The following is a 10,325-nucleotide window of genomic DNA, read 5'->3' as shown; positions in this document are numbered from 1 at the left end:
GGATATTGATTTGCTGTTTCGAACCTGTATCGATTATTAAGTTGATTAGCTATAGGGTTTAATCCAAGCATCTTATTGTTTCAAAAGAAATAGAGATACCCGGACCAAGCCCGGGTATGACGGAAGCGGTTTTATAACGGCAGGGATTTGAACAAGCTGCCAGAAGACTTTAGCTGATATTTTCCGGATACGGGTTATTGATCGACAAATGCGCGCTCGATCAAATAATCGCCACGCTGCCCCATTTTCGGTGATACTTTCAGGCCGAAACTGTCCAACACTCCGCTGGTGTCTTTCAGCATGGCCGGGCTGCCGCACAACATAGCACGATCGTGTTCGGAGTTCATCACCGGCAGGCCGATGTCTTCAAACATTTTACCGCTGGTCATCAAATCGGTGATATGGCCGCGGTGCGGATATTCTTCGCGGGAAACCACGGGATAGTAAATCAGTTTTTCTTTGACCAGTTCGCCCAGATATTCGTGTTCGGGCAGCTCTTTGGTAAAACGGTCGTAATAGGCCAAATCTTTTTTGTAGCGCACGCCGTGAACCAGAATCACTTTTTCAAACTGATCGTAAACTTCCGGGTCCTTGGTGATACTCAGAAACGGGGCGATGCCGGTACCGGTGGAGAGCAGGTAGAGGTTTTTGCCGGGATTCAAATCACCGCAAATCAGGGTACCGGTGGGCTTTTTGCTGATTAACACTTCGTCGCCGACTTTCAAATGCTGCAAACGGCTGGTTAAGGGGCCGTCCTGAACTTTGATACTGAAAAATTCGAGGTGTTCTTCCCAGTTTGCACTGGCAACACTGTATGCGCGCATCAGCGGTTTGCCGTCTACCATCAGCCCCACCATCACAAACTGGCCGTTTTCAAAACGCAGTGAATCGTCTCGGGTGCAGGTAAAGGTGAAATAAGCATCGGTCCAGTGGTGGACGGAAAGAACGGTTTGGGTATTGAACGCTGCCATTCGGATACTTTCTTTTGAGAATGATAAAAATTAAATACGGTTTCAGACGGCCTTAAGGCCGTCTGAAAAATCATTGCTTGATTAAAACTACGGCATTCTAAACAAAAACATTTCTCATCACAATGTTTGCCCGGCAGAGCATTTCTTCAGACGGCCTAATCCAGAGTTATGCGGATAATGTTTTTCACCGCTTCCACATCATTGGGCACCACGGTTACGCGCTGGGGCAGTTGCTCCAAGCCTGCAAGCGCAGCGGGGCGCGGTACGGCTATGCTGCCTACGGCTTCGTGTATGGTTTCTTCAAATTTGGCGGCCAGGGCGGTTTCAAGGCAGACGATGGTTTCTCCCGCTTCGCGCATTTCGCGCGCCACTTTAACGCCGTCGGCGGTGTGCGGGTCGATTAATTCGCCGTCGGTGCGGTAAACTTCGGCGATGGTGTCCAAGCGGTTGCGGTGGCTGCTTTTGCCGGATGCAAAGCCGTATTTTTCGCGTGCTTCTTGCAGTTTCGCCGCCAAGTCGAAACCTTTGCCGCTGCCGACTTCTACCCATAATGTTTGGATTTCCGCTGCGTTTCTGCCCATCAAATCGAACACGAAACGTTCGAAGTTGGAGGCTTTGGAAATGTCCATCGAGGGGCTGGAGGTAACATAGGTGTGCTCGGCAGTGCGCGGGCGGTAGGCGCCGGTTTTGAAAAATTCGTCGAGCACGTCGTTTTCGTTGGTGGCGACAATCAGGCGGCGGATGGGCAGGCCCATTTGGCGGGCGATGTGGCCGGCGCAGATGTTGCCGAAGTTGCCGCTGGGTACGCAGAAACTCACTTTCTGAGCGTTGTTTTCGGTGGCTTTGAAATAGCCGGCGAAGTAATACACCACTTGCGCCACGATGCGCCCCCAGTTGATGGAGTTGACGGTGCCGATGTGGTATTGCGCTTTGAAACCGGCATCGTTTTGTACGGCTTTTACGATGTCTTGGCAGTCGTCGAACATGCCTTCAACGGCGATGTTGTGAATGTTTGCGTCTTGCAGGCTGAACATCTGCGCGCGCTGGAAGCTGCTCATTTTGCCGTTTGGCGAGAGCATGAACACGTTGACGCCTTTTTTGCCGCGAAGGGCGTATTCGGCGGCGGAGCCGGTGTCGCCGCTGGTGGCGCCGAGAATGTTGAGCTGCCTGCCTTCTTTGGCCAGCACGTATTCAAATGCGTTGCCCAAAAACTGCATGGCCATGTCTTTAAACGCCAGCGTGGGGCCGTTGGAAAGCGCTTGGATTTTGATGCCGTCCGAAAGTGTGCGCACGGGCGTGATTTCGGCGCTGCCGAAAGTTTCGGCGGTGTAGGTGCGGTTGACGATATCGCGCAAGTCGGCGGCGGGAATATCGGTAACAAACAGGCTCATGATTTCAAACGCCAGTTCGGGATAGCTCAGGCCGCGCCATTTTTGCAGGGTCGCCCCGTCGATTTGCGGGTAGTGTTCGGGCAGCATCAGGCCGCCGTCGGGCGCAAGCCCCATCAATAATACTTCGCTGAACGGTTTGGGTGCGGTGGCTCCGCGGGTGCTGATATATTTCATGGTTCGGTTTTATTCAGATGGTTAAAGATTGAAACGAGATTAGGCGGAACTTCACAACGGTGAGGCTCTCAGCCACCGTAGCCATATACGGCGGCAAAAACATCAATTGCAGGATTCTTCTGCCATACGTATTCCGTATGCACGGCAATCTCTTCGGCCTGTTCAATGCCGTAACGGTCGGCGATAAAGCCCAAAGTCATGTCCATTCCGGCAGAAACACCCGAAGAAGTATAAAATTTTCCGTCGCGTGTCCAACGGGCAACAGGCTGCCATTTTACTTCGGGGCGGATGCTTTTCACCCACTCAAAGGCGCGTTTGTTGGAAGTGGCCGCAATACTGTCCAAACAGCCGGCTGCCGCCAGCAATGCCGAGCCGGTACACACCGCCAAACAGGTTTCCGCCTGCCCTGCCCACGAGGCCAAATTGTTTAGAAAAGCCGGACTATGAACCAATTGCCGCGTGCCCTGTCCGCCGGGAACCAGTAAAACACTGTTTGGAAGCAACCGCTCCAACAATTGTGTTTCAATAGCAAACCCCTGCCGGCTGTGCACCATGCCGCCTTTGGGGGAAACATAGTGCAGGCGCGCATCGGGAATGCGGTGGAGAAATTCGACAGGCCCCATCAAATCCAGCGTTTCGTATCCGTCAAACAACAGGCAGTAAATATCCATACAGGCAGTTGTCCGGCAATGTTTTCAGACGGCCTGTTGTGCATACGAACAGGCCGTCTGAAAAGGTTAACGGTATAAACGCTTCATGCAGGCGGTTACGGTTTTGGCGGTTACCGAGGCCACGGCCTGCGTGCGGGTAGCGGGGTTGACGATCTGCACCATTTCGTTGGCGGTCATCTGGTTGGGGGCTTCTTCGCTGGCGCAGCCGCAGATTTTGTCTTCCCATTCCTGCTGTTTTTCGGCCGTCATCGCCAGCGCGATCATGCGCCATTCGTTGCGTTTGTTCAGCTCGGTGCGGCATTGGTTGTCCACCGCTGCGGTGATCAAAGAGTTGCCCACCCCAAAACCGCTGTTCATATTGCCGTCGGCGGTACAGGCGGCGAGCAGCAAAACAACCGGCAATGCAATGATTTTCTTCATGATTTCCCTTTTTCAAACAAGTGGTAAAAATTCTTATCCGGCTGCCCGGATTCTGGCCAGATAGGCTGCCCTGTCTTCTTCGGTGATTTCCCGCACCGCACGGCAGGGTGCGCCCATTGCCAAAACGTTGGCGGGAAGGTCTTTGCAAACCAGGCTGCCCGCGGCCACCACGGTGTTGCTGCCGATGGTTACGCCGCCGAGAATAATGCTCTGTGCGCCTATCCATACATTGTCGCCGATTACAATCGGCTTGGCGTCTTCATAGGCTTGGGCGCGCAAATCCGCATCCAGCGGGTGGCCCACAGTATAGAGCCCCACATTCGGCGCCAGCAGGACGCCGTTACCGATGGTGATGCCGCCCGCATCAAGCATAGTGCAGTTGAAATTGGTGTAAAAACCGTCGCCCACTTCGATATAGGTGCCGTAGTCGCAATAAAACGGCTGGGTGATGAAAACATCTTTACCCGCCTTGCCGAACAGGCGGCGGATAATCGTTTCGCGCGCGGCCGTATCGCCCGGACGGGTGCAGATATTATAGTCGTGCAGCAGCTCTTTGGTGCGGTCGCGCTCGGCAGCCAAACCGGCGTCCAAAGCATTGTGAGGCATACCCGCCAGCATTTTTTCGCGTTCGGTTTTCATCATCGGTAGGCCGTCTGAAACAAAACAGGCGCTATTGTACCGCATCGGGCTTATAATGCGGGGAAACTTTGTAACGGAAAAACGCCCATGCCAGACCTCTTCTCCCGCCGGCCCGATGCCCCGCTCGCCGAACGCCTGCGCCCGCATTCGCTCGACGACGTTATCGGCCAGCAGCACTTAATCGGCGAAGGCAAACCGCTGCGGGTGGCGGTGGAAGGCGGTAAGCCGCATTCCATGCTGCTGTGGGGGCCGCCGGGCGTGGGCAAAACCACGCTGGCGAGGATTCTGGCGCAGAGTTTTAACGCCCAGTTTCTGCCCGTGTCGGCCGTGTTTTCGGGCGTGAAAGACATCCGCGAAGCCATTCTGAAAGCCGAAACTGCCCTGCAACAGGGGCGCGCAACGATTTTGTTTGTCGACGAAGTACACCGCTTCAACAAAGCCCAGCAGGATGCGTTTCTGCCCCATGTGGAAAGCGGCCTGCTCACCTTTATCGGCGCCACCACCGAAAACCCTTCGTTCGAAGTCAACCCCGCCCTGTTGAGCCGCGCGCAAGTGTATGTGTTGCAGGCTTTGGGCGAACAGGATTTGCAGACGCTGGCCGATAAAGTGCTTGCCCTGCCCGATTATCAAGGTTTTGCGTTTGACGAAGAAGCGCGTCAGCTTTTAGTTCAGACGGCCGACGGAGATGCGCGCCGTATGCTCAATCTGATGGAACAATTATTGCGCGCTGCCGCCACACGCGGCATCCACGCGCTCGATGCTGCTTTTCTGGCCGACAGTTTGGGCGCGCAAATCCGCCGCTTCGACAAGGGCGGCGAAAGTTTCTACAACCAAATCTCCGCGCTGCACAAATCCGTGCGCGGCTCCCACCCCAACGCCGCACTGTATTGGTTCTGCCGTATGCTCGACGGCGGTGCCGACCCGCGCTACCTTGCCCGCCGCATTGTACGCATGGCTTGGGAAGACATCGGCCTGGCCGACCCGCGCGCCATGCAGATTGCCAATGAAGCCGCCGACACCTACGAGCGCTTGGGCCCGCCCGAAGGCGAACTCGCGCTGGCGCAGGCCGTGCTCTATCTGGCCGCCGCCGCCAAATCCAACGCAGGCTACACGGCCTACAACCAAATGCGCGATTTCGTGAAAAACAACGCTAGCGACGAAGTGCCCGTGCATCTGCGCAACGCCCCCACCAAACTGATGAAAGAGTTGGGCTACGGCCGCGAATACCGTTACGCCCACGACGAGCCGCACGCCTACGCTGCCGGCGAAAGCTATATGCCCGACGGCCTGGCCGAGCCGGATTTCTACCAACCCGCGCCGCGCGGCCTCGAAATCAAAATCGGCGAAAAGCTTGCCTGGCTCAAACAGCTTGATGACGAGGCAGGCGGCACCCGGTAATGCCGAAGGCCGCCTTCCGGAACCGGCAGGATTTTTCAAAAATTTCAGACAATCCCCAATACCTTAATGGCCATCTGAAACGCGCCAACCCCGTCATTCCCATACATGAGAAAATAACGGGGTTCGTTTTTTTAAGGGCATGCTTTGATTTTTGCAAAGCCCCCCCGGCCGTCTGAATAATATTTTCAGACGGCATAGCAGACTTGTTTACAGATTCTTTACAGCTACATCGGCTTACACTTATACTGCCGACCGAATCCAACACCCGGCAGGTGCCCTGCCTGCCGTTTTTCCACCATACAGGAAACAAGCCATGACTCCCGACAAAAACCGGCCGGAATATATCGAACTGCTCAGTGCCCAGGCACCGATAACCGATTTTAAAGGCCTGATTACCGCCGTTATCGCAGCCCTTATCGGCTTTTGCGTCTATCATATCCTGCCCTACGAGCCCACTGCCAACAAAGGCATTGCCGTGTTGGTGTTTGTGGCCATCATGTGGTTTACCGAAGCGGTGCACATCACCGTAACCGCATTGATGGTGCCGCTCTTGGCTGCTGTTTTAGGCTTCCCCGACATGGACATTAAAAAAGCCATGTCGAGTTTTTCCGATCCGATTATCTATATTTTCTTCGGCGGCTTCGCCTTGGCGGCAGGCCTGCACATGCAGCGGCTCGACCGCAAAATCGCCGTATGGCTGCTGTCGCTGTCGGGCGGCAATATGAAGGTGGCGGTATTGCTGCTGTTTGCCGCCACTGCGGTTTTATCGATGTTCATCAGCAACACCGCCACCGCCGCCATGATGCTGCCGTTGGCCATAGGTATGATGGATCACCTCGACCGTGAAAAAGAACGCAATACTTTTGTGTTTGTCCTCCTCGGCATCGCCTACTGCGCCAGCATCGGCGGGCTGGGCACCATCGTAGGCTCGCCCCCCAACGCCATTGCCGCCAAAGCTTTGGATTTGGGTTTTGCCGACTGGATGAAAATGGGTCTGCCCATGATGCTGCTGATCCTGCCGCTGATGCTGGTTTCACTCTATGTTATCCTGCGCCCCAACCTCAACCAGCGCGTAGAAATAAAATCCGAGCATATTCCTTGGACGCTGCACCGTATACTGGCCCTGCTGATTTTTTTCTCTGCGGCCCTGGCATGGGTGCTCAGCTCTAAAATCAAAGACGCTTTCGGCATTTCAAACCCTGACACCGTTATTGCAATCGCGGCTGCCGTTTCCGTGGTGGTTTTCGGCGTGGCCCGCTGGAAAGAAGTCGCCCGCAACACCGACTGGGGCGTGCTGATGCTCTTCGGCGGCGGCATAGCCCTGAGCAGCCTTTTGCAGGTATCCGGCGCATCGGAAGCATTGGGGCAGCAGCTTGCCACCACCTTCGTGCAAGCCCATCCTTTAGTGGTGATTATTGCTTTGGCGGCATTTATTGTTTTTCTCACCGAGTTCACCAGCAATACCGCCTCGGCCGCACTTTTGGTTCCCATTTTTGCCAGTGTCGCCACTCAAATGGGGCTGCCGAAAGAAGTTTTGGTGTTCGTTATCGGCATCGGCGCTTCCTGTGCCTTTATGCTGCCGGTGGCCACCCCGCCCAACGCCATCGTATTCGGCACGGGTTTGGTGAAACAGAAAGATATGATGCGTGTGGGAATGCTGCTGAACATCCTCTGTATATTCCTTGTTGCTTTTTGGGCCTATGCGTTTTACGCTTGAGTTCTTGAATAAATTGGTATAACGGCAGGCCGTCTGAAAGCTTTCAGACGGCCTGCCGCATTTAAATTGAAGCAAGGCGGAGGACTGTAGGCGGTGCAAATATAACGGCTTAAATTTAAAACGGTACGGCATTACCCCGCCTTAACTCAAAGAGAACGGTTTTGTGAGCCGCTGAAGCGGCAACAGAACCGGTTCCGTACCATCTGTACTGCCTACAGCTTCGCCGCCTTGTCCTCTTTTAAATTTAAGCCGCTATTTGCACTGCCTGCGGCCCGCCTTGTATCGAAGCAATTGAATCCGCTATATAACAATGTCGGCTTGACTTAACCGTCGCAGTATTGCCCCATCAGCCGTGCTTCCACCACGCTCCCAGCCGCCGTGCGCCGCTGTCGAGCGCCCAGCCGATCAAGCCGATTAACACGATGGCGGCCATCAGCTCCGAATAAGCCAAGCGGTCGCGGGTGTCGAGAATAAAATAGCCCAAACCCTCGTTTACGCCCAGCATCTCACACGGCACCAGCACCACCCATACGATGCCGATGGCCAGCCGCAGGCCGTTGAGAATATCGCCCGTTACCGCAGGCAGCATGATTTTAAACAGCATTTCACCTTTGGTTGCCGAGAGCGATCGCCCCAGCTCCAACCACTGTTTGTTAATGTTTTTCACGCCCGATGCGGTGTTGAGGATAATCGGCCACACGGCGGCAAAAGCAAGCAGGAAATAGACGGGCGCATCACCGATGCCGAACAGCATCACCACCACCGGCATCCACGACAAAGGGGAAATCATGCGCAGAAACTGAAACGACGGGCCGGAAGCCTGCTCTGTTTTCGGCGACAGACCCAGCGCAAAACCCACCGGCACACCGATCAGCAGTGCGAAAAACAGCCCCACAAACACGCGCTGCAAACTGGCCCAGATATGCGGCCACAACTGGCCGTCTGCCAGCAGTGTGCCGAGGTTGCCCAATGCGGGCGCAGGCGCGAGCAGGTTGGCCAGCGGCATATTCTGCGCCAGCAGCAGCGTGCCGGCCTGCCACAGGCCGAACAAAAGCAGCAGCCCCAAGCTGCCTGGAAGGTAGTTGTTTGTTTTCATAAGGTTCCTTTATGGTTTCAAACCCGCCGTTTGCAGCGGGAAATTCGATTTTATCAAGAAATTGAACAAGAGCCCCGCCTAATCAGAACAGCATAATTGCAAAATTTCATTATCATTTTCTTAGAACAAAACGACTGCCCGACAATGATAAGAAAATTTAGACTGCCAATCCCCTCTCTCAACGATTTTATGATTTTATTGTTACGCAGGCTGATTTATGCTTGTTTCATTTCATTAAAAATATAGAGATAAAAATCCTTGCTCACTTCAAAAAAGCCATAACGAAGCCGGCTTGCATAGCTTTTCCATTCGGGATGCAGGCGGGCGTATTCGATGGGGCAGGGTTTTACAGGCTGATAATAAAGAACATCACGCCGGTAAGGAATAAAATCGGGCGACATTTCGAACTGATAGACTCGCTCATCAGTCATTTTGCCTGCGGCGGTAAAGGCTTGCAGTTTTTCACTGCCGTGCAAGTCGGTTTTGGGGCTGTAATACAGGAGATAATCCCCCTGTTTCATGCGCTTGAGCGGGGCGGCTTTGCCGTGGCAGGCTTGGCAGAAGCCTGCGGCCACACCGACGGCAACATGGTTTGCCGAAACAACGGCAACCCAATAGCGGGGGAGGTTTTGGCGGGATGCGGTCATGTTTTTCCTCCTTATTTTCGATGCTCTTCCGAATTCTGCTTGGTCAGCGGTTTAAAGTAGCGTGCCACCGGCCAGCGTTCAAAACCGAAAAATTCATAGGCTTGGCGTGCCGCAATGCCGCCAAGCGTTTTTGCGGGTCTAACAGCGGATCGGTAATGTGCTTCACCATATCTTCGGCGGATTGGCGCACATCGGCTTCTGAAGCCCCTACCGCACCGTGAAAAACAAAGGCGGGCAGGAATTTGGTTTGAATCAGGTTGGCAGTTTGTTGCAAGGGTTTGAGAAATTCGCTCATAGAATAGCCGTTATAGCCGCATGCCTGATAGGAATGTGCCGGCCCGCCCGTGGAAATCGCCGATACCCATTCTTTTCCCACCAAGGCTTTCCCCTGCGGGCCGTACGCCCAGTTGTAGGTCAGCACGTCGTCCAGCCACTGCTTCATCAAAGGCGGTATGGAATACCAGTAAAACGGATGCTGGAATACCAAGCGGTCATGTTCCAACAGCACCGCTTGTTCGGCAGCGACGTCGATTTTGCCGTCGGGGTAAAGTTCGTAGAGCTTGCGGACCGTAACATTGGGTTCGCCCGCTAAACGCTCCGCCCACAGGCGGTTTACAAGTGTCCAGTTTGGGGTGGAAGATATTAACCAGGATTTTCATCGTGTGTTCTCCATCGGTTGGTTGTTTTTTAAAGGGAGGGCAGTATGCTACCGCATACTGGCCTTTTCTGTTGATAGAAAGTTGCACTTGTCAGGCGAATGTGCGCTGAGACCTTATCTTTCAGACGGCATTGTTTGATCAGGGTTTACTTTTTCTTTTCGGCGGAACGGAGATGTTAATCATCGTTCCGCCTCCGTAAACAGGATACAGGGTAACAGGGTGGCTGCGTTGTCCACCGCAGCCCTGCACCGTCCATAATTCTTCTATTTTGAGTTCGCCTTTGGTGCGGATGTTTTTGATTTCGGCGTGAACGCTGTCGATACGGGTACAACCGTCCACTATTTTAATGTTTCTCAATACGTCGTTACGCAAGGCATTGTTGCCGCCGAAAGTCGTACTTTCGCCACTAAACGTTGTACCGCCGTCGAGTAAGGCGCAGCCGTCGAGCAGCAGACAGCAGCCTAGCAGCCCCAAGTGTTTTTTGAATACAAAATTGACCGGATACATAGAAATACTCCATCAGATATCTGTGAGAATCCTCA

The 10,325-nt window shown here is 54.0% G+C and carries 11 protein-coding genes; 2 read left to right on the top strand and 9 right to left on the bottom strand.

Annotation, left to right across the window (positions count from 1 at the left end):
* Nucleotides 1–194 precede the first annotated feature (194 nt).
* From Q3970_RS04410 to Q3970_RS04390, 5 genes are all read right to left on the bottom strand, one after another.
* Nucleotides 195–971, bottom strand: a complete 777-nt coding sequence (locus Q3970_RS04410) for a ferredoxin--NADP reductase (RefSeq protein ID WP_303099389.1) — start codon at nucleotides 969–971, stop codon at nucleotides 195–197.
* Between the two features lie 155 nt (nucleotides 972–1,126).
* A complete protein-coding gene (gene thrC / locus Q3970_RS04405) occupies nucleotides 1,127–2,536 on the bottom strand; it encodes a threonine synthase (RefSeq protein ID WP_303099388.1) in 1,410 nt (469 codons plus the stop codon).
* Nucleotides 2,537–2,604: 68 nt separating this feature from the next.
* Nucleotides 2,605–3,207: a DJ-1/PfpI family protein gene (locus Q3970_RS04400; RefSeq protein WP_303099387.1), complete on the bottom strand. Its 603-nt coding sequence runs from the start codon at nucleotides 3,205–3,207 to the stop codon at nucleotides 2,605–2,607.
* A 66-nt stretch (nucleotides 3,208–3,273) separates the two neighbouring features.
* A complete protein-coding gene (locus Q3970_RS04395; protein ID WP_303099386.1) occupies nucleotides 3,274–3,627 on the bottom strand; it encodes a hypothetical protein in 354 nt (117 codons plus the stop codon).
* A 33-nt stretch (nucleotides 3,628–3,660) separates the two neighbouring features.
* Nucleotides 3,661–4,269, bottom strand: coding sequence for a sugar O-acetyltransferase (locus Q3970_RS04390; protein ID WP_303099385.1), 609 nt, complete (start codon nucleotides 4,267–4,269; stop codon nucleotides 3,661–3,663).
* An 84-nt stretch (nucleotides 4,270–4,353) separates the two neighbouring features.
* On the opposite strand from Q3970_RS04390, the gene Q3970_RS04385 reads away from it, so the two are divergent.
* Complete coding sequence (locus Q3970_RS04385; protein WP_303099384.1) at nucleotides 4,354–5,664, top strand: replication-associated recombination protein A; 1,311 nt, start codon at nucleotides 4,354–4,356, stop codon at nucleotides 5,662–5,664.
* A 313-nt stretch (nucleotides 5,665–5,977) separates the two neighbouring features.
* Nucleotides 5,978–7,381, top strand: coding sequence for an SLC13 family permease (locus Q3970_RS04380; protein ID WP_303099383.1), 1,404 nt, complete (start codon nucleotides 5,978–5,980; stop codon nucleotides 7,379–7,381).
* Between the two features lie 346 nt (nucleotides 7,382–7,727).
* Here Q3970_RS04380 and Q3970_RS04375 read toward each other — a convergent pair whose 3' ends face one another.
* The 4 genes from Q3970_RS04375 to Q3970_RS04360 form a co-directional block, all read right to left on the bottom strand.
* The gene (locus Q3970_RS04375; protein ID WP_303099382.1) at nucleotides 7,728–8,477 is read right to left on the bottom strand and encodes an ABC transporter permease; all 750 of its coding nucleotides are present in this window, start codon (nucleotides 8,475–8,477) and stop codon (nucleotides 7,728–7,730) included.
* 215 nt (nucleotides 8,478–8,692) lie between these two features.
* The gene (locus Q3970_RS04370) at nucleotides 8,693–9,124 is read right to left on the bottom strand and encodes an EVE domain-containing protein (protein WP_303099381.1); all 432 of its coding nucleotides are present in this window, start codon (nucleotides 9,122–9,124) and stop codon (nucleotides 8,693–8,695) included.
* A 43-nt stretch (nucleotides 9,125–9,167) separates the two neighbouring features.
* A complete protein-coding gene (locus Q3970_RS04365; protein ID WP_303099393.1) occupies nucleotides 9,168–9,731 on the bottom strand; it encodes an NAD(P)H-dependent oxidoreductase in 564 nt (187 codons plus the stop codon).
* A gap of 190 nt (nucleotides 9,732–9,921) precedes the next feature.
* A complete protein-coding gene (locus Q3970_RS04360; RefSeq protein WP_303099380.1) occupies nucleotides 9,922–10,290 on the bottom strand; it encodes a hypothetical protein in 369 nt (122 codons plus the stop codon).
* Nucleotides 10,291–10,325: the final 35 nt, after the last annotated feature.

It is taken from the genome of Neisseria sp., assembly GCF_030530745.1.
Classification (GTDB): domain Bacteria; phylum Pseudomonadota; class Gammaproteobacteria; order Burkholderiales; family Neisseriaceae; genus Neisseria.
The sequence above is the reverse complement of the archived record's forward strand: the minus strand, read 5'-3'. Positions and strand labels throughout refer to the sequence as shown.